This window comes from Sphingomonas chungangi (assembly GCF_013778325.1).
Taxonomy (GTDB): Bacteria; Pseudomonadota; Alphaproteobacteria; order Sphingomonadales; family Sphingomonadaceae; genus Solisphingomonas; species Solisphingomonas chungangi.
The window spans coordinates 1-25,818 of record NZ_JACEIB010000001.1 but is presented as its reverse complement, the minus strand read 5'-3'; the positions used below and the strand labels follow the sequence as shown (position 1 = coordinate 25,818).

Annotated in this window: 21 protein-coding genes; 12 read left to right on the top strand and 9 right to left on the bottom strand. The window is 65.2% G+C overall.

Features of this window, described 5'->3' with window-relative positions; translation table 11 throughout:
* Window positions 1–14 precede the first annotated feature (14 nt).
* Window positions 15–536, top strand: coding sequence for a methylated-DNA--[protein]-cysteine S-methyltransferase (locus tag HZF05_RS00105; RefSeq protein WP_160364607.1), 522 nt, complete (start codon window positions 15–17; stop codon window positions 534–536).
* Here HZF05_RS00105 and HZF05_RS00100 read toward each other — a convergent pair.
* Entirely contained in the window at window positions 527–1,420 is an 894-nt protein-coding gene (locus HZF05_RS00100; protein WP_160364606.1) for an SDR family oxidoreductase, read from the bottom strand. The two genes, HZF05_RS00105 and HZF05_RS00100, sit on opposite strands and share 10 nt — an antisense overlap.
* Window positions 1,421–1,516: 96 nt before the next feature.
* On the opposite strand from HZF05_RS00100, the gene HZF05_RS00095 reads away from it, so the two are divergent.
* The 5 genes from HZF05_RS00095 (at window position 1,517) to HZF05_RS00075 (ending at window position 7,728) form a co-directional block, all read left to right on the top strand.
* Window positions 1,517–2,383, top strand: coding sequence for a helix-turn-helix transcriptional regulator (locus HZF05_RS00095; protein WP_160364605.1), 867 nt, complete (start codon window positions 1,517–1,519; stop codon window positions 2,381–2,383).
* Between the two features lie 527 nt (window positions 2,384–2,910).
* The gene (locus HZF05_RS00090) at window positions 2,911–4,962 is read left to right on the top strand and encodes an FUSC family protein (protein ID WP_160364604.1); all 2,052 of its coding nucleotides are present in this window, start codon (window positions 2,911–2,913) and stop codon (window positions 4,960–4,962) included.
* Window positions 4,962–5,207: a DUF1656 domain-containing protein gene (locus HZF05_RS00085; RefSeq protein WP_160364603.1), complete on the top strand. Its 246-nt coding sequence runs from the start codon at window positions 4,962–4,964 to the stop codon at window positions 5,205–5,207. The genes HZF05_RS00090 and HZF05_RS00085 overlap by 1 nt, the downstream gene beginning before the upstream one ends.
* Window positions 5,204–6,268 carry an HlyD family secretion protein gene (locus HZF05_RS00080; RefSeq protein WP_160364602.1) on the top strand — a complete coding sequence of 355 codons (1,065 nt, stop codon included), beginning with the start codon at window positions 5,204–5,206 and terminating at the stop codon, window positions 6,266–6,268. The genes HZF05_RS00085 and HZF05_RS00080 overlap by 4 nt, the downstream gene beginning before the upstream one ends.
* A complete protein-coding gene (locus HZF05_RS00075; RefSeq protein ID WP_160364601.1) occupies window positions 6,265–7,728 on the top strand; it encodes an efflux transporter outer membrane subunit in 1,464 nt (487 codons plus the stop codon). The genes HZF05_RS00080 and HZF05_RS00075 overlap by 4 nt, the downstream gene beginning before the upstream one ends.
* 236 nt (window positions 7,729–7,964) lie before the next feature.
* On the opposite strand, the gene HZF05_RS00070 is transcribed toward HZF05_RS00075, so the two are convergent.
* From HZF05_RS00070 to HZF05_RS00050, 5 genes are all read right to left on the bottom strand, one after another.
* Window positions 7,965–9,365, bottom strand: a complete 1,401-nt coding sequence (locus tag HZF05_RS00070; protein ID WP_160364600.1) for an aldehyde dehydrogenase family protein — start codon at window positions 9,363–9,365, stop codon at window positions 7,965–7,967.
* Window positions 9,366–9,467: 102 nt separating this feature from the next.
* On the bottom strand, window positions 9,468–10,769 hold the full coding sequence (locus HZF05_RS00065) for a cytochrome P450 (protein WP_160364599.1): 1,302 nt from the start codon (window positions 10,767–10,769) through the stop codon (window positions 9,468–9,470).
* Between the two features lie 154 nt (window positions 10,770–10,923).
* Window positions 10,924–11,688 (bottom strand): MerR family transcriptional regulator, encoded by a 765-nt coding sequence (locus tag HZF05_RS00060; RefSeq protein WP_220129643.1) that lies wholly within the window; start codon window positions 11,686–11,688, stop codon window positions 10,924–10,926.
* An 83-nt stretch (window positions 11,689–11,771) separates the two neighbouring features.
* The gene (locus tag HZF05_RS00055; RefSeq protein WP_160364597.1) at window positions 11,772–12,818 is read right to left on the bottom strand and encodes an aromatic ring-hydroxylating oxygenase subunit alpha; all 1,047 of its coding nucleotides are present in this window, start codon (window positions 12,816–12,818) and stop codon (window positions 11,772–11,774) included.
* A 150-nt stretch (window positions 12,819–12,968) separates the two neighbouring features.
* Window positions 12,969–13,748 (bottom strand): SDR family NAD(P)-dependent oxidoreductase, encoded by a 780-nt coding sequence (locus HZF05_RS00050; protein ID WP_160364596.1) that lies wholly within the window; start codon window positions 13,746–13,748, stop codon window positions 12,969–12,971.
* Between the two features lie 237 nt (window positions 13,749–13,985).
* Between HZF05_RS00050 and HZF05_RS00045 the strand changes: the two genes are divergently transcribed.
* The 5 genes from HZF05_RS00045 to HZF05_RS00025 all read left to right on the top strand — a co-directional run bounded on the left by HZF05_RS00045 (window position 13,986) and on the right by HZF05_RS00025 (window position 21,048).
* Entirely contained in the window at window positions 13,986–15,302 is a 1,317-nt protein-coding gene (locus HZF05_RS00045; RefSeq protein ID WP_246331438.1) for a Rieske 2Fe-2S domain-containing protein, read from the top strand.
* A gap of 151 nt (window positions 15,303–15,453) precedes the next feature.
* Window positions 15,454–16,386, top strand: coding sequence for a PDR/VanB family oxidoreductase (locus tag HZF05_RS00040; protein ID WP_160364595.1), 933 nt, complete (start codon window positions 15,454–15,456; stop codon window positions 16,384–16,386).
* 158 nt (window positions 16,387–16,544) lie between these two features.
* Window positions 16,545–17,897 (top strand): MFS transporter, encoded by a 1,353-nt coding sequence (locus HZF05_RS00035; RefSeq protein ID WP_343046796.1) that lies wholly within the window; start codon window positions 16,545–16,547, stop codon window positions 17,895–17,897.
* A 14-nt stretch (window positions 17,898–17,911) separates the two neighbouring features.
* Entirely contained in the window at window positions 17,912–19,540 is a 1,629-nt protein-coding gene (locus tag HZF05_RS00030) for a GMC family oxidoreductase (protein ID WP_160364594.1), read from the top strand.
* 20 nt (window positions 19,541–19,560) lie between these two features.
* The gene (locus HZF05_RS00025; RefSeq protein ID WP_220129641.1) at window positions 19,561–21,048 is read left to right on the top strand and encodes an aldehyde dehydrogenase family protein; all 1,488 of its coding nucleotides are present in this window, start codon (window positions 19,561–19,563) and stop codon (window positions 21,046–21,048) included.
* Window positions 21,049–21,051: 3 nt separating this feature from the next.
* Here the strand turns inward: HZF05_RS00025 and HZF05_RS00020 are convergent, their stop codons facing one another.
* A complete protein-coding gene (locus tag HZF05_RS00020) occupies window positions 21,052–22,275 on the bottom strand; it encodes a LysR family transcriptional regulator (RefSeq protein WP_160364592.1) in 1,224 nt (407 codons plus the stop codon).
* A gap of 140 nt (window positions 22,276–22,415) precedes the next feature.
* On the opposite strand from HZF05_RS00020, the gene HZF05_RS00015 reads away from it, so the two are divergent.
* Complete coding sequence (locus HZF05_RS00015) at window positions 22,416–23,552, top strand: acyl-CoA dehydrogenase family protein (protein ID WP_160364591.1); 1,137 nt, start codon at window positions 22,416–22,418, stop codon at window positions 23,550–23,552.
* A gap of 54 nt (window positions 23,553–23,606) precedes the next feature.
* Here HZF05_RS00015 and HZF05_RS00010 read toward each other — a convergent pair whose 3' ends face one another.
* A complete protein-coding gene (locus HZF05_RS00010) occupies window positions 23,607–24,794 on the bottom strand; it encodes a CaiB/BaiF CoA transferase family protein (protein ID WP_343046795.1) in 1,188 nt (395 codons plus the stop codon).
* 110 nt (window positions 24,795–24,904) lie between these two features.
* The gene (locus HZF05_RS00005; protein WP_160364590.1) at window positions 24,905–25,648 is read right to left on the bottom strand and encodes a FadR/GntR family transcriptional regulator; all 744 of its coding nucleotides are present in this window, start codon (window positions 25,646–25,648) and stop codon (window positions 24,905–24,907) included.
* Window positions 25,649–25,818: the final 170 nt, after the last annotated feature.

The window sequence follows — 25,818 nt, the reverse complement described above, 5'->3', positions numbered from 1 at the left end:
TCGGAGATGCCACGATGACCCTGCACCGCAAGACGATCGCCTCGCCCGTCGGCGCGCTCACCCTAGTCGCCTCGGACGACGGGCTGGTCGCCATCCTGTGGGAAAACGACACGCCGGACCGGGTGCGGCTCGGCTTGCTGGCCGACACGCCCGATCATCCCGTACTTGTCCAGACGGAGCGCGAGCTCGGCGACTATTTCGTCGGGCGCCGCACCGCCTTCTCTGTGTCGCTCGACATGCGCGGCACCGATTTCCAGCAATCGGTGTGGCGGGCGCTGCTGACCATCCCGTTCGGCGAGACACGCAGCTATGCCGACATCGCCCAGCAGATCGGGAAGCCCACCGCGACGCGTGCCGTGGGCACCGCCAATGGCCGCAACCCGATCTCGATCATCGCGCCATGCCACCGCGTGATCGGCAGCAACGGATCGCTGACCGGCTTCGCGGGCGGTCTGAAGGCGAAGGAATATCTGCTCGGGCTGGAGAGCCCAGGGACGCCTCGTCGCCTGACGGCTCCGCCGCACCATCAGCGGTAGTAATAGTCCCCGCCGATATCCTCGATGAAGCCGGGACCGGTCGGCGCCCAGCCGATCCTCTCGCGGGTGAGCGCGCTCGACGCCGGCATGTCCATGCCCGCGAACATCCCGAACCAGGTGAAATAGTCCGCGGCCTCTTCCGGTGTCTTCGAGACCACCGGCACGCCCAGCCCCTTGCCAATCGTCTCGGCGATGCGGCGGAAGGGAACGCCTTCCTCGTCGTCGATCGGATGATAGGCATGCGCGGTCACACCCGTTTCCAGCACGAGGCGATAGCAGCGCGCCGCGTCGTCGCGGTGGACGCCGCACCAGCGGTTCAAGCCGTCGCCGATATAGGCAGCCTCGCCCTTCTCCCGCGCGAGGTTGATCAGGATGGGAATGAAGCCGTGGTCGCCCTCTCCGTGGACGGACGGGGGCAGGCGCACCGCCGCCCCGCGCACGCCGTCCGCCGCCAGCGCCTCGGCCGCAGCCTCCGACGCGCGCGGCCAGCGATCGGAGACGGGCGGGGCGGGCATGTCCTCGGTCGCGATCCGCCCCGGTGCGAGCAGGCCGAGGCCGGAGGTCACTACGATCGGCCGGTCGCTGCCCTTGAGCACGGAGCCCATGGTCTCGATCGCAACGCGGTCCTCGGCGGCGTTGGCGGCGAAGCGCGAGAAATCATGGTTGAACGCGGTGTGGATCACCGCATCGGCTTCGCTCGCGCCTTTGCGTATCAGGTCGAGATCGCCGACCATCCCGAGCAGTACCTCGGCGCCATCCGCCGCAAGCCCGGCCGCCTTCTCTTCGGACCGGCTGAGGCCCACCACCTTGTGGCCGTGGGCGATCAATTCCCGCACCACCGCCGAACCGACCCAGCCGGTAGCGCCCGTCACGAATACACGCATGATCATTCTCCTTGTGTTGCGTGGCGATCTAGGAGGTGGCATCATCCTGTTACAGTAGTGACTTTATTCTGGTATAAACTCTAGCAGGCTGACGGCATGGCAACGGACGCAAACCGGCTCGGCGACTATCTGAAGACGCGGCGGACCAAGCTCGATCCCACCTCGTTCGGCTTCTCCACCCGACGCCGGCGCACGCCGGGTCTGCGTCGCGAAGAGGTTGCCCAGCGCGCCAACATCAGTCCGACCTGGTACACTTGGCTGGAGCAGGGAAGGGGCGGCAACGCGTCGGCCGACGTACTCGATCGCATCGCGCGCGCGCTGATGCTGACCGAGGTGGAGCGCGAGCATCTCTTCCTGATCGGCCTCGGCCGCCCGCCGGAGGTCCATTATCGCGGCGGCGACGGCTTCACGCCCCGCCTCCAGCGGCTGCTCGACGCGATGCCCTACAGCCCCGCCATCGTCCGGACCGCGACGTGGGAGGTGATCGCCTGGAATCGCGCCGCCGCCGTGGTGCTGACCGACTATGGCACGCTTCCGCCGGGCCAGCGCAACATCCTGCGCATGATCTTCCTGAACCCGCACGTGCGCGAGATCCAGTTCGATTGGGAGAGCGTGGCGCGCGGCGTGGTCGCCGCGTTTCGCGTCGATGCGGCGCGGGGCGGCGCCGATCGCGAGGTGGCGCCGCTGGTCGAGGAACTTTGCACCAAAAGCCCGGACTTCGCGAGGATGTGGCGCGAGAATGACGTCCAGCTGCGCGGCGACGGCGTCAAGCGTCTGCGCCATCCGGTGCTGGGAACGATCGCGCTCGAATATTCGTCCTTCGCGATCGACGGGCGGCCGGATCTCGGCATGGTCGTCTACACGCCGACGACCGGCGCCGATCGCGACGCGATCCGCTCGCTGGTGGAGCCGGGGCCTGGAATTGTGGGCGGGATGGACTGGGCACGTAGCTCGACGCGGTGACGAATGGCGGCGAGATCGAGATTTTATGGGGCTTGTGTCGGCTCGCGACGTCTGTTGCGTGAGGAAGGTTGCGATGCGTCGAAAATACGCACGAACCGTGCAGGTGTGCCTGCGGCCCTGCCGAGCCTGTCGGCGAGTTCGAGCGCGAAGATCGCGGCACCGCCGATGCCGGCGCAATCTCTCTCGATCTCGAGGAAATTTTGATGCCCTGCGGCCAACGCCTGCCGCCGTCGGCACCCTAACCACCAGCTCTTGAATCGTTGGGACAGCGGCTTGGCGGCTGTGCGCCCAATGTCAGCCGTTCCGAGCCCCTAACCCTGGCCTCACAGCCTGCCGTCCACTCATTGCCAAGATGACGGTGCCGGAACCATTGCTTTGGGACAAGGCTTACCGCTGCGTATTTACTACAGCGCGAGGAAGCGGCCTTCAGCGCCGGCTTTTTGCTTCCTTGGGGCGGCCAATCTTCGTAACCCACTGGCATGGCGGCACCACCTCTGAGTTTCCGCGGCGTTTATGACTCGCTGCGTGTGCCGACGCTTCGCGATCTGGTTTTTTCGGCGAAGGCCTATCTCGCTACCGCCCTGGCGCTGATCGTCGGCTTCAGCCAGAACCTCCAAAATCCCTATTGGGCGGTGCTGACCGTCTACATCGTGCTGACCCCGCCCGAATCCGGGGCGATCCGGTCGAAGGCGCTTTTCCGTTTCTTCGGGACCATCGGCGGCGGCACGCTGATGATGGCCCTCACAGGCTTGTTCGGCGATCAGCTCGGAGTTCTCGTCACGGTTACGATCGGCGTCATCGCGGGAGCGACTTTCCTGCGACAGATTGATCGGACCCCGGCCAATTATCTCTGGTTTTCGGGTGGGGTGACCGCCGGCGTCGTCGGCCTGACCAATCTGATGCAGCCGACCAACGTCTTCGATTACGCGACCGCGCGGATGGGTGAGATCTCGCTCGGTATCCTTGCCATCACCGCAATCGACAGCCTGTTCTGGCCGCGGCCGATGACGCCCGACTTCGTGGCGACCATGGCGGATTGGCGCGAGCAGGCGGGCGCCTGGGTGGTCGACGCGCTCGGGCTTACGGCGACCCAATCGCTTGACGAGCAGCGACGGCAAAAGGTGCGCCAAGGCCTGCGCGATCTGGCGAAAGCGGTCGGCGCGATCGATGCCAAGGCCGTGCAGCTGCCGTTCGATATCGTCGCCATGGCGCCGCGCGGCCGCACCCTCAATCTCGTCAGGCGGCAGATCGTCGAACTGATAGCCGACCTTGCCGGGATCGAGATATGGGCGCGCGCGCTGCGCCACGATCGCACTCTCCACACGGACCTCGGCCGTTCGCTCGATGCCGTGACGGTATGGGTGGCCGATGCCCCCGATCGATCGGATCCGGCGACCGACACCCACGTCGCACGCGGCGATGCCCTCATCGACGAACTGGAAACCGCGCGCAGCGCGCTCGATCCGGCGCTGGGCCGCGTCGTGGTGATGGAACGCGGGCTCCTATCCCGTCTCGTCGCCTTCGTCAGGGACTGGTCGGACCTGTCTCTCGCGCTCCGCGCGATCGAGACCGGCAGAAGGCTGCCGCCTCGGCTCGACCGGATGGCGCGACGCGCCAAGCCGGTCCGCAGCGTCGATTATCTGGGCGCAGCACTCGACGTGGCGCCGATGGTCCTGTCGATGACCTTCACCACCCTGCTATGGTATTTCACCGCATGGAGTTCCGGCGGAGGCGCGTTGCTCTTCTCGTTCGTCGGGTGCGTTTTCCTGATCGGTCAGGGGCAGATATTGCGATCGAGCGCCGGTCTGCTCGCCTGGGTGCTGACCGCCTTCGGATTTGTCTTCCTGTATCAATATGCGATCCTGCCTCGCGTCACGGACTTTCCCGTATTGATCGCGGTGCTGGGGTGCGCGATGCTGCCGTTCGGGCTGATGATGACGATGAGCATGGCCGGCATGTTGATCTGCGTCTACATCTTCGCCTTCCTCGGGCTGCAGAATGCCTATGCCGCCGATTTCAACCAGAGCCTTCAGACGCTCAGCGCCTCGCTGGTCGGCCTGCTGATCGCGATCGCCTGCCTCTACCTGTGTGGCTACGATCACGCGCGCTTTGCCGTCCGCCGGCTCGTCCGGGCGGTGCGGCGGGACATTATCGACCTCGCCCGCAGCCGCCGGGTGCCCGATCGGGAAAGGTTCCTGTTTCTGGCGATCGACCGGCTCGCGCTCTATTTCCCGGCTGCCGAGCAGGTCTCTGCAGGCGGGCCGATCGCGCGCCTCCGGATGATCGACGACTTCGGGATCGGCATCAACCTGCTGACGCTGCGGCAAATCGAGGGCGACGTTTCCCCGCACGTCCGGAGCATTATCCTGCGGCTGCGTGAGCGGATCGCCACCAGTTACCGAAGCAAACTTGCCGAAACGCCCGACGATAGCGCGTTGCGCGCCATGGTGGACGCCGACCTCGAAGATCCGGCGGTTCTCGCGGAGCCTGCCCATGGGCGGTTGCTCGAAGCGCTGGTGGGCATGCATCTTGCGCTCGAGGATGAGCATGCGCCACCACCGGGAGAAGCGATACCGTGATGACGCATGATTTCCTGATCGGCGGCATCATTCTCTCACCGATCGTGCCGGAGTTGCTGATTGCGCTGCTACTGACCGGATTACTTTCGGTCCTGCTGATGCGGCTCGGTTTTTATCGCCTGGTGTGGCATCGGCCGCTGGTGGAGCTCTCCATGTTCTGCATCATTCTGGGGACGATAGTGGCGTTTACACCGGATGACCGGCCCTTCTGGCACGTGACGGCGCCCGCCGGGTCCGTACGATGACGCGGCTGTTGCCGACGATCGGGCGAGTCGCCCTCACCCTGCTGCTGATCGTCGGCGCGATCGTAGCGCTGGTGATCGTCTGGCGGCATTACGAGGATGATCCATGGACGCGCGACGGCAGCCTCCAGGCGGACGTGGTTCAGGTCAGCGCCGACGTTTCCGGGCTGGTCACGCAGATCCGCGTGCATGACAACCAGCTCGTCCATGCCGGCGACATTCTCTTCACGGTCGATCAGGAGCGCTATGCCGCCCAGCTTGCCCAGGCGCAGGCGGCGGTGGTGAATGCGCAGGCCTCGATCGAGAATGCCCAAGCCACCATCGTCAACGCCACGGCAACGCTGAACAACGCGCTGCGTGAGGAGAAACGATATCTCGCGCTCGGCGATCTCGTCAGCCAGGAGGTGCGCGACGAGCGCGTGACGGCGGTCGAGCAGGATCGGGCGGCCGGCGTCCAGGCCCAGGCGGGACTCGATCAGGCGAAGGCCGGCCTCAAGCAAGCGGAGGCCAATCGCCGGCTGGCGGAAGTCAACATGGAACGCTCGGCGGTCCGTGCCGGGGTCAACGGCTATATCACTGGTTTCTCGATGCGGCCCGGCGACTATGTCTCAGCCGGTAGCCCGCAATTCGCCCTGCTCGACACCGACAGCTTCTATGTGCTCGGTTATTTCGAGGAAACCAAGCTGCACCGCTTCGCGCTCGGTGATCGCGCGCGCATCAATCTGCTCGGCGACAGCCGCCCGCTCTGGGGCCATGTCGACAGCCTTGCCGCCGGCATCACCGACCGTCAGCAGAACGCCTCGGGCGTGCTGCTGCCTAACATCACGCCGACCTTCAGCTGGATTCGCCTGGCCCAGCGCGTGCCGGTTCGCGTCGTGATCGATCGGGTGCCGCCGGGCATCCGCCTCGTCGCCGGGCGCACCGCCACCGTGACGATCCTGCCGACGCTGGCCCCGGTGGCACCGCGCGCAATCCCGGCTTCCGCGATGATACCCAACACCGCGCCCGTGAATCGCGCTCCGCCGCCGCCGATCGGCCGCCCCGGGACTGCCGCCGCGCAATGAAGCGCCTAGTTCTATCCTGCGTATCCGCCATGCTGCTTGCCGGATGCACGGTCGGCCCCGATTATCGGCGGCCTGCTATCCTTTCCGGAGCGACGCCAGCGCCGGAACTCGCCAGTGGGCATGAGGCTACGTTCGATGGCGCGGCGCCGCTTCCGCCACGTTGGTGGCAACTCTACGACGATCCGCTGTTGAACGGGCTCGAGGAAAAGGCGCTTGCCCGCAATACCGACCTGCGCGTCGCGCTCGCCAGTCTCGAGCAGGCGCAGGCATCGTTGCGCGGGGTCGAGTTGCAGCGAACCCCGCAAACCAGCCTGACCGTCGATCCGACCTACGGCCAGGCCTCGGGTGATGCCAACGGCTCGCCCGTCGCGCTCAAGCCCGGCGCCGTTTATGACGCGATGGAGAGCATCTCCTACGACCTCGATCTGTTCGGGCGCCTGAGACGTTCGATCGAGGCCGGCAGGGCAGATGTCGGAGCGGCCAAGGCAGCGCTCGATCTCGCGCGCGTCAACGTCGCCGCATCGACGGCGGAGGCCTATGTCTCGGTCTGCTCGGCGGGCCTTGAGATCGCGGTCACCAACCGGTCGATCGAAGTCGCCCGACAGGCCCTCGATGTCACGCAGCGGCGCTTCGATGCGGGCATTGCAGGCATCAACGACGTGGTTCGCGCACGCACGTTGCTCCGCCAGACGGCCGCCACGCTCCCGGCGCTGGTGACTCAGCAGCGCAGCGGGCTGTTCACCCTCGCAACGCTGACCGGCGACGCGCCCGAGGCTCTGCCAGCCGGTGTCGCGGCCTGCGCCTCGCCGCCCTTGATCCGCACGCCTATCCCGATCGGCGATGGCGCCAGCCTGCTCGCGCGCCGGCCCGACGTCCGCCAAGCCGAGCGGAAGCTGGCCTCGGCCGTGGCCGAAATTGGCGTGAGTACCGCGGCGCTCTATCCTTCGATCAGCATTGGCGGGGGGTTCGGCACCACCGCCACGCGCCTGCCGGACGTCGTTCGCGATCGGGCCTTCCACTGGAATGTCGGCCCGCTCATCACCTGGAACATCCCCAACCTCAGTGTCGCGCGCGCACAGGTGGCGACATCGAATGCCGCCGCGCGCGGTGCTTTGGCGCAGTTCGACGGCACCGTGTTGACAGCCCTGCGCGAGACCGAGACGGCACTCGTCACGCTCGCTCGCCAAATCGATACCGAGCGGGAACTGGCAGCCGCGCGCGACGACGCGGCCACCGCCAACGCCAACACCGCGAAACTCTATTCGGGTGGTGTCGGAGAGTTCCTCGACACACTGGATGCCGAGCGAACGCTGATCCAGGCGGACAACTCGCTGGCCAGCGCAACCGCGCAAGTATCGCAGGACCAGATCGCGCTGTTCATGGCGCTTGGCGGCGGCTGGCAGGACACGCCCGCCATAGCCGAAACATCGTTGCGGCGCATCGCCATGCCGAAACGCTGACGATCGCTGCCATCTTCAATCTGATTCGAGGTGGAAACGGGCACGGAGGTGGTGATACAACAATGATCTTTTCTCGGTCTTACCCGTGCCCTCGATCGAACCCCATTCGGCATGAGGGCAGGCCGTATCTTTGAAGGCTGCCGTTCGGGGGCGACACCTTGCTGCGGTGCCCGGGCCGCCGTCCGCGGGATCGGCGGTGGTGGCGATACGACACCACCCCGCCTGTCCCGCGTTTGTTACTTCGCCACGTTGACGATCTTGACCTGCGTGAACTCCTTCACGCCTTCAATGCCGAGCTCCCGGCCGAGACCGGACTGCTTCACGCCGCCGAAGGGTACGTCGAACGGGGTATCGAGGTGCTTGTTCACCCACGTCGTGCCCGTGTCGATCCGCATGGCGATTTCCGTTCCGCGCTTCGGGTCCGCGGTCCAGATGCTGGCACCAAGACCGAAGTCGCTGTCGTTGGCTCGGGCGACGACCTCATCGATCGTGTCATAGCCCAGAACCGGGAACACCGGCCCGAACTGCTCCTCACGCACCAATCGGACCGATTCCGAAAGATCCCGCATCACCGTCGGCTGGATGAAGTAACCGTCGCGGTCCATGGCCCCGCCTCCGACGACGACCGTGCCGTGCTGCTTGGCGTCGTCGATAAGCTCGAGCACCCGCTCATATTGCTGGCGGTTCTGGACGGGTCCGATCTGGGCGCCCTGGTTCTGACCGGCATCTACGACCGTCTCGCGACCGATGCGGGCGAATTCATCGCACAGGGCATCCACCATGTGATGCGGCGCATAGATGCGCTTCGCGGCAAGGCAGGTCTGGCCGGCATTGACCATCGCGGCATCGAACACCTTCTGTGCCACGACCTTCACGTCGGCATCGTCGAGAATGATGGCCGCATCGTTGCCGCCCAGCTCGAGAGTCAGGCGCTTGAGATTGGTCGCCGCCGCGGCCATCACGCGCCTTCCCGTCGCGGTCGAGCCCGTGAAGCTGATCTTCGCGACATCGGGATGAGCGCTCAGTGCGGCACCGAGATCGTTGTTGTCGACGACGACGTTGAACACGCCGGCGGGCAGTATCCCCGCGCAGAGCTCGCCGAGCAGCATTGTCGTCAGCGGGGTCGTCGGAGCGGGCTTCGCAACGACGGTGTTACCCATAACGAGAGCGGGCACCATCTTGTAGATCAGGAGGATGACCGGAAAATTCCATGGCGTGATCGCGCCGATGACACCGAGCGGGGTCCTGTGCTCGATGATGAGATCGGTGTCGGTATCGCGCAGCACCTGCGGCTCGACAGTCATCGCTGCAAGCGTGCGGATCGCGAGGACCGATCCACCGATTTCGAACTGCGACTGGGCCAGCGGCTTGCCCTGTTCGCGTGTCAGCAGCGCGCAGAACTCGTCGAGGCGAGTCTCCATCGCGTCGGCTAGGCGGTCGAGATAGGATCGGCGCTCCGCCTGCGGCAAAGCGGCCCATGCCGGAAAGGACCGCTTCGCGGCAGCCACCGCTTCTTCGAGCTGTGCCTGGTCCGCGCGCGCGCACGTCTCGAACGGGGCACCGGTGGCGGGGTCGACGACGTCGAGCGTCGACGCACCCTCGCGCAGCTTGCCATCGATAAGCATCCGATACTTCATGTCACACCACCTCGAAAAGGATGCAGAGGGGCTCCGGGGAAACTCCTCCGCAGGGGGGAATAGCCAGTCCGCCGAGAACTCGATGCACGCGACGAGGCGTGCTCACGCCTTCTCGAAACGGATCGGAAGGCTCTTGTAGCCGCCGACGAAGTTGGTCTCGACGAACCGCGGATCGCCCGCGAGTTCGACCGACTTCAGACGGGGGAGCAACTCCTCGAAAAGCACGCTCATTTCGAGCTTCGCGAGATGCTGGCCGAGACACATGTGCGGACCAAAGCCGAACGCAACGTGCAGATTGGGCGACCGGCGGATGTCGAAGCGGTTCGGATCCTCGAACACCTCCTCGTCCCGGTTGCCGGACGGATAGCACATCATCAGGCGCTCCATCGCGCCGATCGCCTGACCGCGTACCTCGGTAGCCTCGGTAGAGTTGCGCATGAAATGCTTGACCGGGGAGGTCCAGCGGATCGCCTCGTCGACGAGGCCGCTGATTGCCGTCGGATCGGATTTCGCCAGCGCGAACTGCTCGGGATCGCCGATCAGGCCGTGCATCCCGCCGGCCGTCGACGACGAGGTCGTGTCATGGCCCGCGGTGGCGATCGCAACATAATAGCCGTTCGCCTCATCGCGCGGGATCGGCTGACCGTTCACCGTCGAGTTGGCGATGAGCGAGAGCAGATCATCCTTGGGCTCGCGACGACGATCCTCGCTGAGCTTATCAAAATACGCGTAGAAATCCTGGAGCGATGCATACCACATCTTCGCTGCCGCAACCGGATCGGCGACCATTTCAGGCCGTTGCTCTTCGGGGTCGTGGACCCCAAAAAACTCCTGCGTGAGCTTGAGCATCATCGGTTCGTCCTCAGGCGGCACCCCGAACAGCGTCATGATGACACGCAGCGGGTAGTGCAGTGCGAAATCCTTCACGAAATCGCACTCGCCATCGAAGCTCAGCAGATGCTCGACCGACTGACGGGCAAGCGCCCGGATCTGTTCCTTGAGCTTCGAGATGCGGCCGGGCAGGAACCAGTTCGAGGTGATGGTCCGGAACGCGCCATGTTCGGGCGGGTCCATATAGGTCAGCGACGAAATGACCTTGAGAGACCCATTGTTGATCGAGCGGGTGAATTCGTCGCCGGCGCGCTCCGTCAGGATCGCGTTGAAGTCTGCATTGTGGAACAGCTTGCTGTTACGCTCGATCATTCTGATGTCGGCATGCTTGGTGACGAGCCAGATCGGATCGTATCCCTCCACCTCGGCAACACCGAGAGGCATGTTCTCGCGCAGCCATTTGAAGGCCGGGTAGATCACGTCGTCATTCGCATACGACTTCGGGGAGATCACAATACGCGCGATATCGTCCGGCACGCGCGGACGGGACTGCGCACTGGCTTGAACGTCCATTAATAGCCTCTCCGCTCGCTGGAGCTGGAGACAATCACCGCCCCTATATGCGTATATCAAATACGCACTTTGCCGAGTGTTCTGTCAAAGTGGAAATTGGCAAGCGAGCCGAAGCATTATTCAATAACCGGAATAGCGCTCACCACAGTCAGTATCAGCCTCGCGTCCGTCCTCTCGTAAGCCGGGCCTTACCTGGAGGAGACGTAGAAAGCGCGTCGGGGGATGCGCTGGCATGTCGTTTCCGTCCATCGGTCGCAATGTTGCGCATGAATGCCTTCATCCGCAGCAAGCCGAAGAAATTGAGCATCAACGGCAACGAATGCTGCACCATCACCGCCGCCGCATCCTCCACGATCCAGCCTTCGGTGCGATCGAGAAACGTTCGCGCTTCCCACCCCGCCACGAACTCCGCGGCCTCGACATAGAAGTCGAGCATCTCCGGCCGGAATTCGAGCGCTTCGTCGAAGCCGAGCGCGCGCATGTCACCCCAGATCGACACGAGCTCGGCATCGGTGAGGCTGAGCGCCGGGCCGTCCTCAGCCAGCACGATCCGCACAATGCCCACAGCCGCGAGCGAGCGCGCATCCCGGCGCGCCTCGGGATATCTCGAGACCAGCGATGCGATCGGGACCAGATGCCCGTCGATCCCGACACGGGCGGCGACGAGCGTTTCGAGATGTGAGAAAGCGTTGGCACCGGTCCGCCGGTCGCTCGCGCCGCTCATCATCGCCTGGATTTGCGGGAGCGTGTAGCGGCTGTCCTGCTGGAGCCGGCGTACCGCAATCACCGCCTCGACATGCTCCTCGCCATAGTCGGCGACGTTGCGACGGGGACGCACCGGCTGCGGGATGAGACCATAGCGGAGATAGACGCGGATGGTCTCCCGATGGACTCCTGTCCGTGCCTCTAGCTCGCGCATCTTCACCGCGCAGCTAACAGCACGGCATCATCGGGGCGGCAAGAGAGCATGCGGCATCGGGCGCGAACGCCGCGCCCGCTCGATCAGGCCGCAACCTCGCGCCCGCCGACCTCGGCGTCGTGGAGGCCCTCGAGCAGGCGGCGCGCCTGATTGACCGCGCCGTCGCTCGCGATGCCAACGAACTTGCGATCGGGCGCCTCGTCGATCCGCGCCTGCTGCGCCTCGAGCGTCACCTCATCCTCAGTGATCGTATCGTAGAATTGCGAGAAGAGCACGTCGGGCACGCCCGTTTCCTTCGGCGCGGTCGTGCAGATCGTCCAAAGATAGTGGCTCGTGGTCTCGGTTTCGGGTGTCACGAAGTGGTTGTTGGCAAGCATGAAACCGTGGTCGCGCTTACCTTCATAAGCACCGGTCCCGGCGTCGCAGCCGCCGGCGTTGACGCGCAGGGTCATGCCGCGCGCAGGTTCGAAGCGCACCTCCTGCCAGCGATCCACACGCCCTTTGAAGCCGCCGGCGTCGATATAGGATCGGGGCGGCACCGAGTTCGGCATGTGGCGGATCAGCGTGACCTTACGACCATCGAAATCGACTTTGGTGTCCGCGTTGTAATGCTGTTCGGGATTGCCGCCGATCGTGCGCGCATGGATGTATGGCACGTGGGTCAGGTCCATGATGTTGTCGATGATCAGCTGCCAGTTCGACTTCACCGAGAAGTTGAACTCCTTCCACGTCCAGCGTGGATCGTCATGCTCGGGCGTATCGATGATCGTCGTCGGGTCGGCGGCTTCGGCTTCGCCCATCCAGATCCAGATAAGGTGATCCTTCTCGACCACCGGATAGGAGCGGACGTTTGCCGCCGCCGGGATACGCCCCTGGTTCGGGATGCGGGTGCAGGCGCCGCGCTTGTCGAACTCGACGCCGTGATAGCAGCAGCGGATGATCTCGCCTTCGACATGGCCGGCGCTGAGCGGCATCGCGCGGTGGCTGCAGCGATCTTCCAGCGCAGCGATCTCTCCGGACTCGGTGCGGAACAAGACTACCGACTCGCCGAGATATTTACGGCCGACTTGCTTGCCGGGCGCGATCTCGTCGGCGAAGGCGGCGACGTACCAAGTATTGCGAATGAACATGCTGCTCTCCGAAAACCGTCCTGCTATTCTCGAACTCAAGGCCCGACTGCTTGATCCCACGGTACGCCCGACCCCAATTCCCGCGAAATTACAATCTCGCAACGCCATTCGAAAATCGGATAAAGAACGTAGATAAGTGATCGCTTGCCCTTATCGCAGGTATAGACCGCCATTCATGTCGAGCGTCGCGCCAACGAAAAAGCCGCCACGATCGGAAGCCAGAAGCGCGGTCGCCGCGGCGATCTCGGAGACTTCCATGAAACGCCCGATCGGCACCTCGCTCTCAACACGCGCGATCTGCTCGGGAGACAACCGCCCCTTGGCCGTGGCGATCGGGCCCGGAGACACAGCGTTCACGGTGACGCCCGAGCCTGCGAGATAGCGCGCGAAATACTTGCTCAGCATGATCGCGCCCGCCTTCGACGCGGCATAATGCGGCGAGGCCACCGTCCCGCCATTCTGCCCGGCGAGCGAGGTGATGTTGACGATGCGGCCATAGCCCCGTGCCTTCATATGCTCGGAGAAAAGCTGGCAGCTCAGGAAAACGCTTCGCATGTTGATCGCGACGATCTGGTCGAACTCCTCCGGAGAGATGTCCTGCGTGGGCGTGCGCTTGGCGTACCCGGCGTTGTTGACGACGATGTCGACACCGCCCCATTTGCCGACGAGGGCCACAAGCGCAGCCTCGAAATCCGACTTCTCCCGCACGTCGAGAGAAAGGGCGAAGGCGGTTTCGCCCGAGGGATCGAGATCGCGCGCGACGGCTTCGGCGGCCTTCGGGTCGACGTCGCTGACCGCTACACGACCACCACCCAAATGGATTTCGCGCGCGACGGCCTCGCCAACGCCACGCGCCGCGCCGGTCACGAGGGCAGTTCGCCCGACAAAAGAGAAGCTCCCATTCGCGGGCAGCGCGAATTCCCGATCCATGTCGTTCCTACTCCTGGCTGCCAGCCGCTTCGCGCGGGGCCGATGCGACGGGAAGAAAGCATTCCGGCCGCACAAGCAACCCACTCTCCCGGTTTTCGAATAGATAGAACCGCTTTTCTATAGGGTTTTCGGGGCCGAGGCCCTAGCGGCGCATTCGCACGTCAATTATTGCCTATGCGGTATCGCGATGGACCACCTCGCGCCCGGCACACAACAAAAAGCGGAAAGAGACCTGAGATGCAGCCCAATGACAGTGCCGACCTCACCCGCGTCGGCCCGGGAACGGTGATGGGGCAGTTCATGCGGCAGTATTGGCTGCCGGCGTGCCTGTCCTCCGAGGTTAAAGCCGATGGCGACCCCGTCCGGCTCAAGATCCTGTGCGAGAAGCTGGTCGCCTTTCGCGATAGTTCGGGCCGCGTAGGGATCATGGATCATCGCTGCCCGCACCGCTGCGCCTCGCTCTTCATGGGGCGCAACGAGGAAGGCGGCATCCGCTGCGTCTACCACGGCTGGAAGTTCGACGTAGACGGCAAGTGCCTCGACATGCCGAGCGTCCCCTCGCACCAGGACTTCAAGGACAAGGTTCATGCCAAGGCCTATAAGACATACGAGGCGAATGGCCTGATCTGGATCTATATGGGCGAGAGCCAGGACGCTCCGCCGCCGCTTCCCGAAATTGAGGCGACGATGCACTCGGAGGCGGAGATCTGGTGCCTCCAGCGCGACTGCAACTGGCTCCAGGCACTCGAGGGCGACATCGACACCAGCCATGTCGGCTTCCTGCACGTTGGCTCGCTCCAGCCTGACGACCTCACAGAAGACCATCCGATGCGCCCGACCGTGCTCAACCGCGCCCCCGAATACGAGGTCGCGCAGTCCGACTGGGGCGTGATGTACGGCGGCTACCGCCCGAACGACGACGGCCAAACTTCGTGGCGCGTCGCGCACTACATGTTTCCGTTCTGGACGCAGACGCCCAACAACCGCTTCGTCACCCGCGCCATCGCGCGCGCCTGGGTCCCGATGGACGACGAGCATTCGATGCTGTTCGACATCACCTGCGGCGTCGATGCCGGCAACCCGGCCTATACCTCGACCCTCAAGGACGGCACGCCGCTGTTCGCGCCGCTCGAATATGCGCCGACGACGACCGACTGGTTTGGCCGCTGGCGGTCGCCCGACGGCGAGAAGAACGATTGGGGCATCGATCGCGACTCGCAGCGTAACGGCACCCAGTTCACCGGCATCGCCAACATCACGATGCAGGACCAAGCGGTGACCGAGAGCATGGGTCCGATCACCGATCACAATTTCGAGAATCTCGCGCCGACCGACCAGATGATAGCCCGAGTCCGCCGCCGCGCACTGATCGCAGCGCGCGCCTTCGCAACCAAGGGCACGGTGCCGCCGGGCGTGCAGGATCCGTCGGTCTTCTATCGCGCGCGGGCGGGCTCGTTCCTGCACGAACCAGGGGCCAAGCTCGCCGATGCCTATCAGGCGGCGCTCGGCAAGGCGGTGCGCTGGCCGGCCCGCGAGGTCGAGGCGGCCGAGTAGCGACGTGGGGCATGGCGGCCGATCCCTGCCCGCCATGCCCTGCCATTCCGAGGCTTGACGAGAGACATAACGAGCTGCCGCGTCGCCCCGCCGATCCATCGCGGGGTCGGCGACGCCGACAAGCGCGCGAATGACCTGGGAGAGAGATTGAATGCGCGCACGACTTCGCACGATCCGCTGGGAGGCGGAAGGCATCAACAGCTACATCCTCGAGCCCCTGAGCGGCGAAACGCTGCCGGCCTTCACGCCCGGCGCCCATATCGACCTGCAACTCGCGCCAGGGCTGAGCCGCAGCTATTCGCTCGTCAACGATCCCTCGGTCCGAGACTATTACGAGATCGCTGTCCACCACGCGATCGACGGACGCGGTGGATCGCGCCACATCCACGAGACGTGGCGCGCCGGCGACATCCTCGAGATTTCCGAGCCCAAGAACAATTTTCCGCTGGAGGAGAGCGCCGAGCATACGGTGCTGATCGCCGGTGGCATCGGAGTCACGCCGATGCTACCGATGATCGCGCGGCTGAACGCGCTCGGCCGCAGCTGGTCGCTGCATTATGTCGCCGCGACACCCGAGCGCGCCGCCTATGTCGGCCGGATCGAAGGGCTCGGCGACGTAACCATCGCCTATGACGGCATCGAGGGCGGTCAACGCCTCGACCTCGAAGGCATCGTCGATGCCGCACCCGCCGACGCGCACCTCTATTGCTGCGGGCCTTCGGGTATGCTCGACGCCTTCGTCGCCTTGTGCGCCGATCGCCCAAAGGGGCACGCCCATATCGAGTACTTCTCCGCAGATACCGAGCTGGCGACCGGCGGCGGCTACACGCTCGAACTCGCCAGGAGCGGCCAGACCATCGCGGTCGAGGAAGGCGAGACGATGCTCGACGCGCTGCTCGGCGCCGGCATCGACGTCGGCTTCGCGTGCGCCGAGGGCGTGTGCGGCACCTGCCGCGTCGGCGTGCTCGACGGCGTGCCCGACCACCGTGACCATTTCCTCACCGAAGAGGAAAAGGAATCCAATACCGCAATCATGGTGTGCTGCTCGGGTTCGCGCACGCCGAGCCTGACGCTGGATCTGTAGGCCGGATCGGACGTGGCGGTTTTCTTATGGGGTCGACAAGTCCGAATGCCGCGCCGGCACCGTTCGAGCCGATGATCGGGCGATATGCAGTGACGACGAAGCCCCGCGAAGAGGGCACCGCCGGGAGTCGATGGCCCGAGAGGAGAATGGAATTGGCGGTGGCTTCGGTATCTGATCAGGAGGTCGGCTTGCTCGACGAGCTACCTCTCTCCCGATACCAGGCGGCCGCGCTGCTGATGATCGCTGCCACCGTGATCCTCGACGGGCTCGACAACCAAATGCTTGGCCTTGCGGCGCCGGCGCTGCTCAAGGAATGGGGCATCGCCAAATCCGCGCTCGGTAATGTGTTCGCGCTCGGCTTCGTCGGCATGGGCGTCGGCACGCTGCTGTCGGGCTGGATCGGTGATCGCTATGGCCGGCGCTGGGCGCTGCTGATCGGCGTGTTCGTGTTCGGGGTGGCGACGCTCGCCAGCGGCCATGCGGCATCGGTTGCGCAGATCGCCATGTTCAAGACCGTCGCCGGAATCGGGCTCGGCGGAGTACCGGGCACAGCGGCGGCGATGATCGCGGAGTTCACGCCCAAGCGCTGGCGGAGCCTCGCGGTGACCTTCGGCGTGGTGTGCGTGTCGCTCGGCGGTTTGCTGGGGGGCGGTATCGCCACGCTGATCCTGCCGGCGTTGGGCTGGCGTGCGCTCTTCTATTGCGGCGGCGGCGCCACGCTCGGCTTCGTGCTGCTCATGCTGGCCGCATTGCCGGAGTCGCCCCGCTACCTCGCCGAACTGCCCGACCGTCGCGCCGAACTCGAAGCGATGCTGCGCCGGATCGGCCACCCGGCCCCTGATTTCGATCCTCGCGCTGTCCGGACGCAGCCGGCGCCGACCAAGGTGCCGATGGCGACGCTCTTCTCGGCCGATCTGATCCGCGACACGCTCGCGCTCTCGGCGGCGATGCTATCGGGCATGTTCCTGATCTACCTGATGTTCAACTGGGCGCCGACGATGCTGGCGAGCGCGGGCTTCGAGCTCGGCTCGGCGAGCCTCGGCCTCACCGCCTTCAATCTCGGCGGCACGGTCGGCGCGATCGCCGCCGCCGCCGTGGTGCTGCGCTGCGGCTCGCGCGCGCCGCTGATCGTGATGGCGCTGGTCGGCGCGGGCCTGTGCGCTTTCCTCGCCACGCTGCCGATCGCGGATGCGCATAATCTCGAGCCGCTGCTGATCGGATTGTGCGGGCTCGGCCTTTTCGGCAGCGCTGCGCAATCTGCGATGTTCTCGGTCGGCACGCACGCCTTCCCGACGGCGGTCAGGGCACGAGGCATGGGCGTGATGGGCGCGGCCGGCCGGGTCGGCGCGCTGCTCAGCGCGCTGATTGGCGCCGCGCTGATCGGCGCGGGCAGCCTCGGCTTCTTCGGCGCGCTATGTTTCCTGATGCTAGTTAATGCCGCCGGGTTCGTCGCGGTGCGCAACCATGTTCCGCCGGCCCCGCGCGACGCGCGCGTGCCTGCGCTGGTCTGAGAGAAGGTTTGAGAATGGCGCAGGCGTTCGACTACATCGTGATCGGCTCGGGCTCCGCCGGAGCGGTGGTGGCCAATCGGCTCTCCGCCGATCCTGCCGTCCGCGTGGCGTTGATCGAGGCCGGCCCGTCGGACCGGCGCTGGCCGGTCAATCTCAAGACCGCACTGCCGGTCGGCAACATCTTCCTGATCCCGCACGCCAAGTACAATTGGCAGCATCAACTCGCCGGCAATGACGCCGTCGGCAACCGCATGATCAACTTCCCCCGCGGCAAGCTGTTCGGCGGGTGCAGTGCGATCAACGGCGGCGTCTACATCCGCGGGCAGCGTGCCGATTATGACGCCTGGGCCGAGGCCGGCGTAGAGGGCTGGTCGTACAACGACGTGTTGCCGGCCTTCAAGGCGCTCGAGAACTACGCGGGCGGGAGCACGCCCTTCCACGGGACCGGCGGCGAGCTCGACGTGCAGAAGCCGCGCGAGGTCAATCCGCTCACCCTCGCTTTCGTCGATGCTGCCGCGCAGGCCGGCCACTACCGCAACGACGACTTCGCCGGCACGCGGCAGGACGGGTTCGGCCGCTACGATCTCAATCAGCGCAAGGGCGTGCGGCTGAGCAGCTCGCGTGCCTTCCTCCATCCAGCACTCAAGCGCCCCAACCTCACCGTGTTCGACATGACGCTCGTGCGCCGGATCGTCACCGACCGCGGCCGCGCGGTGGCGGTCGAGGTGGTGCAGGGCGGCGCGCAGAAGACGCTGCATGCCGCGCGCGAGATCGTGCTCAGCGGGGGCGCGATCAACTCGCCCCAGCTCCTCATGCTTTCGGGCATCGGGCCCGAGGCGCATCTGCGCGCGCACGGAATCGAGGTCGTGCAGCCGCTACCGGGCGTCGGTGCGCATCTCCAGGACCACCCCACCGTCCACATCGCGATGGAGAACCCGTCGGCCGAAAGCTACGCGATGTCGCGCCGCTCGCTCCCGCGCATGGCTATGAGCCCGCTTCGCTACATGTTGCGTGGCGACGGCATGCTCGCCTCGAACGTCGCGGAAGCCGGCGGCTTCGTTTGTACAGACGGATCGGGGCGGCCCGACATCCAAATGACCTTCCTGGTCGGGCTCAAGTCCAATGCGCGGACGATACCGTCTGACCACGGCTACATGCTGCTAGTCCAGCTTCTGCGCCCGAAGAGCGTCGGATCGGTGCGGCTCGCGAGCGCGGATCCGGCGGACAAGCCCGTCATCGATCCGAATTTCTTCGACGACCCCTACGACATGCAGACTCTGATGGCGGGCTTCCGCGAGGCGAGGCGAATCCTGGCGCAGCCGGCGCTCGCCCCCATGACCGGGGGCGAGATCGAACCGGGTGCCGCGCTCACCACCGATGCTGACATCGATGGCGCACTACGCCGCTACGTGAACACGGCCTATCATCCGACCGGCACCTGCAAGATGGGCGCCGGCAGCGATCCGATGGCAGTACTCGACGAGCGCTTTCGCGTACGCGGCGTCGCCGGCCTTCGCGTCGTCGATGCTTCCGCCATGCCCGAGATCATCAGCGGCAACACGAGCGCGCCGACAATGATGTTCGGCGAGCGCGCCGCACGCTTCATCCTCGACGACGCCGTCCGATCCAACGTCGCCGCCTGAACAAGACACGGAGAGAAATGATGGACACCCCCGCCGCCCTGTCGCGCCCCGCCATGCTCGCCAATCCCGATGTGGACATGCTCATCGACGGGAAGCGCGTTCCAGCCCTTTCCGGCGAGCGGTTCGAAACCCGGAACCCGGCGACGGGAGAGCTGCTCGCGCGGGTCGCTTCCGGCGGAGAGGACGACGTCGACGCAGCCGTCGCGGCCGCCCGCCGGGCTTTCGAAGGGCCCTGGAGCCGGATGAAGCCTGCCGAGCGCCAGCGGATCATGCTGCGCTTGGCCGATCTCGTGGAGGCGAACTACGACGAGCTCGCGCTCCTCGACACGCTCGATCTCGGCGCGCCGCTGTCGCGCACCCGAGCGGGCAAGGCACGGGCCGGCGCGCTCCTGCGCTATTATGCCGGACAGGCGACGCTGATCGCCGGAGAGACACTCGGCAACTCCGCCGCCGGCGATGTGATCTCAAGCACGCTCAAGGAGCCGATCGGCGTAGTCGCGGCTATCAATCCGTGGAACGGTCCTATCGGCATGTCGGTATGGAAGGCCGGCCCGGTGCTCGCATCCGGCTGCACGATGGTGATGAAACCCGCTGAGCAGACGCCACTTTCCGCGCTGCGCTTCGGCGAGCTCTGCCTCGAGGCCGGGGTGCCCGAGGGCGTCATCAACATCCTGACCGGCCTTGGCGAGGCGGGCGCGGCGCTCTCCTCCCATCCCGGCGTCGACAAGATCGCGTTCACCGGCTCGACCGGGGTCGGCGAGAAGATCCTGCGGGCGGCCGCAGGCACAATGAAGCGCGTAACGGTTGAGCTCGGCGGAAAGTCGCCGAACATCGTGTTCGCCGACGCCGATCTCGATAAGGCCGTGCCCGGCGCAGCGATGGCGGTCTTCGCCAATGCGGGCCAGATCTGCAGCGCGGGCACCCGGCTTTACGTCCAGTCGCCGATCCACGAAGAGTTCATGGAGCGGCTTGCGGCCTTCACCAAGACGATCAAAGTCGGCGATCCGCTCGCCGAAGACACACAGATCGGCCCGGTCGTGTCGGACAGGCAGATGACACAGATCCTCGGCTACATCGACGGCGCTTCGGCCGAAGGCGCCGAAGCCCTAGTCGGCGGAAGGCGGATGGCCGGGGCACCCTACGATGCCGGCTATTTCATCGAACCGACCATCTTCACCCGCGTCGCCGACACGATGGCGATCGCACGCGAAGAGATCTTCGGGCCGGTGCTCTCTGCCTTTAGCTTCGAGACGGTCGACGAGGTGCTGACGCGCGCCAACGCCACCGAATTCGGCCTCGGCAGCGGCGTGTGGACCAAAGACCTGTCGACTGCGCATCGCATGGCGCGCGGCATCCGTGCCGGTTCGGTCTGGATCAACTGCTACCAGATGCTCGATCCCGGCGTGCCCTTCGGCGGCTACGGGATGAGCGGGTTCGGACGCGAGTCGGGCCCTCACCACATCGAGGATTATCTCGAGACCAAGTCGGTATGGATCAACCTCGAATGATCGTCAGATCCAGCCGGAATCGCGCAGACGGTTGGTATCGCCGCCCTTCTCGCCGGCACCGACCTCGGCCAGCAGCGTGATGAAGCGCCGCTGCATCGCGGTCGGGCGCCAACTGCGGCGGGTCGTGATGCCGATCATGCGGGTGCTGTCCGCGATGGGCTTGCCCACGGTGGCGAGAAGACCCATGCGGATCTGCAGGGCGACCTGATCCGGGGACAACAGGGTGAGGAATTCGCCTTCGGTGAGCAACCGGCCGATGATCATCACCGAACTGCATTCGATCGGCGTGCGAGGCAGTTCGCGTCCTTCGAACATCTGTTCCCATATCCCCCGGAGCGGCGACGTCGGCGCCGGCACGATCCACGGATACGAGGCCAGCACGTCGAGCGATGGCTGCGACGGGCCGGCGAGAGGGTGATGGCTTCCCGAGGCGATCACCAGCCTGTCCTCATAGAGTGGCTCTTGATGAATGTCGGTTACGTCGAACGGCCTGACGGCCCCCACGATCAGATCGATCCGTCCGTCGCGCAGCGGCTCGATAACTTCTCGCCAACTGCCTTCGATGACCTCGAATCTCGCCTGCGGCTGCTCCTTGGCGAGTTGCGCCATCGCCGCAGGGACGAGAAACGGCCGCGCGAGCGGAAGGGCGCCGAACGCGATCTTCTCGCCCTCCCCCTCGAGGCCCAATTCCGCGATGGCGGCGTGAAGTTCATTGACCGCCAAGCGGATCCCGCGGGAAAGCCGCTTGCCGGCCGCGTTCAGCCAGGCGCCACGACCGCGCCTGTCGACAACCTCGCCGCCGATGACCTGTTCGAGATCGCCAACCGCGCGGTGCACCGCGGTCTGGGAGAGCCCCGTGATCTTGGCAGCGGCAGTGAAACTTCCGGCATCTGCGAGCGCGAGAAACGCACGCAACTGCGTCATCGTCATGAGCCGCTCAGGATGATTGAACACCCGGGTAAGGCCGCGAGCGCCTGCGGTCAGATGGTCTATGGCGGTCCGCACGCGTTCGAGGACGATGACGCCGACGGGGGTGATGACCATGCCGTCGGACCGTCGCTCGAACAGGACATATCCGAATTGGCGCTCGAGCTTGGCAAGCCCTTGGGTGAGTGCCGGCTGCGACAGGCTCACCGCGTCGGCGGCGACGGTGATGCTGTTGTGGTCCTGGATCGCGAGCAGTGCGCGCAGGTGCCGCAGGTTCAGGTCGAAGGGATCAACCGCCATTTAGCCTAACCCAGTAGCGGCCCGTCGTTCGACGCCCGGACCCGACAGGTGCCACCACTTATCCGCTTTATCAATGGACTGCTTCATGCCGAAATGGTAGGACCATTTAAGATCAAGTGCAAATGAGTCGAGGAGGCCTCATGGATTTCGAACTGCCCGCCGATGTCGCGGAATTCCAGCATGTCACGCGTGAAATCGTGCGCGATCTGCTCACCTATGAGCTCGAGTTCGTCGAGAAGGGCACCGTTAATCCGATCGTACGCAAGACGCTGGTCGAGAACGGCTATTTCGGCCTCGGCCTGCCGGAAAGCTATGGCGGGCTCGGCATGGGCGCGCTCGCCCAATGTGTGGTGCAGATTGAGCTCGGCCGCCTCCCCCCTCAATTCTGGACCGAGCTGCGGCCGCTGATGGGCCCGGGCGCCAAGAACATTCTAAATCACGGCAACGAGAAGCAGAAGGCAGAGCTCATCCCCGGCATGTGCGACGGCACGGTGCCGATCGCCTTCGCGCTCACCGAGCCGCATTGCGGATCCGACCTCGCCTCGATGCGCACCACCGCGACCAAGACCGCCGACGGCTGGGTCATAAACGGCAGCAAGACCTACATTTCGAACGGCAAAAACGCGAAGTGGATCATCGTCTACGCCTATACCGACAGGTCGGCGGGACGAAACGGCATATCCGCCTTCCTCATGCCGTCCTCTACCCCGGGCTTCTCGGTCGACGGCACGATCCCGCTGATGGGCACCGCCACCCCCGGCGTCTACGAGATCTCTTTCAACGAGTGCCATGTCCCCGCCGAGGGCCTGCTCGGCGAAGAGGGCATGGGCTTTAGATATGCGCTCGAAGGGCTGAACGAAGGCCGGCTCAACGTCGGGGCGACCGCGGTCGGCATGGGCGAATATGCGCTCGAGCTCGCCATCGACCAGGCCAAGACGCGCCCGGCCTTCGGCGGCGTGATAGCAGACTTCCAGGCGATCCAGCACTATCTCGCGGTAATGGCGACCGACATGCGCGCGGCGCGCCTCCAACTGCTCGAAGCCTGCTGGCGCTACGATCAGGGCGACAAACGCCGCGAGATCGCCTCGATGGCCAAGTTGTTCGCCACCGAGGCGGGCAGCCGGACGGTTGACACCGCGGTGCAGATCTTCGGCGGCTCGGGCTATTGCAGGGGTTTTGCCGTCGAGCGGCTCTATCGCGATATCCGCATCACGCGAATCTACGAGGGCTCCTCGGAAATCCAGAAGAACACGATCGCGCGCGAACTGCTGCGCTGATCGGGACCCGGGCGCAGGCTCGCCTCCGCCCGGCCACCCCTTCAAGGGCTTGGACTAGCCGAGCACACCCGAGGCGCGGAGCCCCGCGATCGCAGCCTCATCCATGCCGAGTTCCGCGCGTAGCAGATCGGGGCCGTCGCCTCCGAGCGTCGACACGTGGTTTCGAGCCTCCGCCCGCGAACCTGACATGCGGAACGGAGGGTTGGTGACGCGCAGCTCGCCGCCGCCGTCGCAGATCGTCGCGAAAGCCCCTCGCGCCTCCAGTTGCGGATCCTCGAGCACCTCGGCCACCGAGCAATAGCGCCCGCAGGGCACGCCATGTTTGGCCAATTGGGCCTCGGCGTCGACCGACGAGAAGCCGAGCGTCCATTCCTCGACCAGACCCAGCAGCACGTCCCAGTTGCGGTTGCGATCGACATTCGTGCGGAAACGGGGATCGTCGCGCCACTCGGGATGGCCGACCGCGTCGGTCAGCTGCTCGAAATTGCGCGGGCTGGTCGGCGCGACCATAACGAATCCGTCAGTGGTCCTGAGCGGGGTGTAGAGCGGGCGCCGCGGCGCATTGAACTGTGCCTGCTGCGTCTCGAACACCAGCATGCCCACCATCGCCTCAAGCATCGACACGTCGATGAACTGCCCGCGGCCGGTCCGCTCGCGCTGGTACAAGGCCGTCTGGATCGCGCCGAACGCGTGCGTCCCGCCGAGCACATCGGCGATGAAGATGCCGTTGTTGGCGGGCCGGTCGACGGCACCGTTCTGATAGTCCATCATCACCATGTCGAAGCCGCTCGCTGCATGGACGACAGGCGCATAGGCCGGCGCCAGCGCCTTCGGCCCGGTCTGGCCATAGCCCGAGATCGCGCAGTAGATGAGGTTCGGGTTGATCGCCGCGAGTGTCTCGTAATCCAGGCCGAAGCGCCTCATCACACCGGGACGGAAATTTTCGACGACGATGTCGAACCGGGCGACGAGATCCTTGACGATCGCGACGCCCTCGCTCGACTTCAGGTCGAGCGCGATGCTGCGCTTGCCGGCGTTGAGGTGCGCGAAATACGCGCTGGCATCGTCGCGCAGCGGCGGCCGCGCGCGCACCTGGTCACCTTCAAGCGATTCGATCTTCACGACGTCGGCACCGAGGTCCGCCAACATGCGCGTCGCGTACGGACCCGCCATGACGATGGTGAAATCCAGCACCCGCACCCCTGCAAGAGCGTCTTCCCGATGTGCCTGATCACTCTCCACGCCGTTCCTCCCTCAGGGAGCCAACACCGTTTTGGCACTCCCTATTTATGGTAGGACCAAATATCGTGTGGATGGCCGTGTCAATCGGAAACCGGCGGCTTATGGCGACATTAGTTCGACAGGGTCGCCCGGGCCTTCACGTTTTTCCGAACGTGACGATGGATGCGCTCGAGGTGCTTACGCATCTCTTGGGCAGCGGCATCGGCGTCACGCGCTCGCAGATGCTTCACGAGCTTCAACCGGGACTGGATCAGGCTTTCCTGCAGCGTCTCGTAGCCAGGGCCCTGAACGAATTTGTGCAGGATCGAGGAAAGAGCGTCGACGAAGATACCAAAGACGCGGTTGCGCGTCGCACGCGCAAGCACGGTATAGTATTCGACGGCATATTTGTACCGAGTCTCGACATCGGACACTTTCTGAGTCTTCTCCGCGATCACCTCGAGTTCCGCGAGATCGACGTCGCTCGCGCGTTGACATGCAAGTCTGACGATGACGTCCTGCATCGCTATGCGGGCCTCGGTCAGTTCGTCGAGCGTGATGTCGCCCAGGCTGACATAGTCCTCCATGGCTTGGGTCACGCGTTCCGGGTCGGCATATTTGACGAAGGCGCCTCCCTTCGCGCCCTTCGCGTTCCGAATGATGCCTGCCACTTCGAGACTGCGCAGCGCCTCTCTGAGCGCGTTGCGACTGACGCCCAGCTGCACCGCGAGGTCGCGTTCGGCCGGCAGCTTGTCGCCGGCCTTGAGGGTTCCGGCCGCAAGCTCGCCGCGAATCTGCTCACAGATCATCTCGAACGTCCGCAACGTCTTTACGGGCGTGAAATTCGGGCCTTCGGCGGTTGAGCCTTGCGGCATGGCGGCGTCCCCTCGTTCCTTTGGACCAAGGGCGTACCCGACCCAGCGGCGGCCTTCAATGGTACGACATTTACCGAATGACCCAACTCACAGTTTCTCGGTCAGCTCGGGCACGATCTTGAACAGGTCACCGACGAGGCCGATGTCCGCCACCTGGAAGATCGGCGCGT

Coding starts and splice junctions, on each gene's coding strand:
- HZF05_RS00105 (WP_160364607.1), top strand. CDS start 15: ATGACCCTGCACCGCAAGACGATCGCCTCGCCCGTCGGCGCGCTCACC.
- HZF05_RS00100 (WP_160364606.1), bottom strand. CDS start 1,420: ATGCGTGTATTCGTGACGGGCGCTACCGGCTGGGTCGGTTCGGCGGTG.
- HZF05_RS00095 (WP_160364605.1), top strand. CDS start 1,517: ATGGCAACGGACGCAAACCGGCTCGGCGACTATCTGAAGACGCGGCGG.
- HZF05_RS00085 (WP_160364603.1), top strand. CDS start 4,962: ATGACGCATGATTTCCTGATCGGCGGCATCATTCTCTCACCGATCGTG.
- HZF05_RS00080 (WP_160364602.1), top strand. CDS start 5,204: ATGACGCGGCTGTTGCCGACGATCGGGCGAGTCGCCCTCACCCTGCTG.
- HZF05_RS00075 (WP_160364601.1), top strand. CDS start 6,265: ATGAAGCGCCTAGTTCTATCCTGCGTATCCGCCATGCTGCTTGCCGGA.
- HZF05_RS00070 (WP_160364600.1), bottom strand. CDS start 9,365: ATGAAGTATCGGATGCTTATCGATGGCAAGCTGCGCGAGGGTGCGTCG.
- HZF05_RS00065 (WP_160364599.1), bottom strand. CDS start 10,769: ATGGACGTTCAAGCCAGTGCGCAGTCCCGTCCGCGCGTGCCGGACGAT.
- HZF05_RS00060 (WP_220129643.1), bottom strand. CDS start 11,688: ATGCGCGAGCTAGAGGCACGGACAGGAGTCCATCGGGAGACCATCCGC.
- HZF05_RS00055 (WP_160364597.1), bottom strand. CDS start 12,818: ATGTTCATTCGCAATACTTGGTACGTCGCCGCCTTCGCCGACGAGATC.
- HZF05_RS00050 (WP_160364596.1), bottom strand. CDS start 13,748: ATGGATCGGGAATTCGCGCTGCCCGCGAATGGGAGCTTCTCTTTTGTC.
- HZF05_RS00045 (WP_246331438.1), top strand. CDS start 13,986: ATGCAGCCCAATGACAGTGCCGACCTCACCCGCGTCGGCCCGGGAACG.
- HZF05_RS00040 (WP_160364595.1), top strand. CDS start 15,454: ATGCGCGCACGACTTCGCACGATCCGCTGGGAGGCGGAAGGCATCAAC.
- HZF05_RS00030 (WP_160364594.1), top strand. CDS start 17,912: ATGGCGCAGGCGTTCGACTACATCGTGATCGGCTCGGGCTCCGCCGGA.
- HZF05_RS00025 (WP_220129641.1), top strand. CDS start 19,561: ATGGACACCCCCGCCGCCCTGTCGCGCCCCGCCATGCTCGCCAATCCC.
- HZF05_RS00020 (WP_160364592.1), bottom strand. CDS start 22,275: ATGGCGGTTGATCCCTTCGACCTGAACCTGCGGCACCTGCGCGCACTG.
- HZF05_RS00015 (WP_160364591.1), top strand. CDS start 22,416: ATGGATTTCGAACTGCCCGCCGATGTCGCGGAATTCCAGCATGTCACG.
- HZF05_RS00005 (WP_160364590.1), bottom strand. CDS start 25,648: ATGCCGCAAGGCTCAACCGCCGAAGGCCCGAATTTCACGCCCGTAAAG.